The organism is Finegoldia sp. P2-F-LR (genome assembly GCF_052932265.1).
In genome coordinates, this window is sequence record NZ_JBRFJF010000051.1 from 1 (window position 1) to 255 (window position 255).

At 40.0% G+C, this 255-nt stretch carries 1 protein-coding gene; it reads right to left on the reverse strand.

The genetic code is table 11. The annotated features are described in order from the left end of the window. Window positions 1-255, reverse strand: a 255-nt coding sequence (locus ACU68W_RS09375) for an EF-Tu C-terminal domain-related protein (protein WP_446756446.1), incomplete at both ends; no start/stop codon positions are given.

Genomic DNA, 255 nt, shown 5'->3' on the forward strand with positions numbered 1-255 from the left:
AGTAGAATTGTGGTCTGTATCCTGAGAAGAATGGTGTGTGTCTTCCTCCTTCTTCTTTTGTTAATACGTATACTTCTGCTTCAAATTTTGTGTGTGGGTGGATTGTTCCAGGTGCTGCTAATACTTGGCCTCTTTCGATGTCTTCTCTTTGTACACCTCTTAGTAATGCTCCGATGTTATCTCCTGCTTCTGCTTCGTCAAGTTGTTTTCTGAACATTTCTACACCTGTTACTACTACTGTTCTTTTTTCTGTTG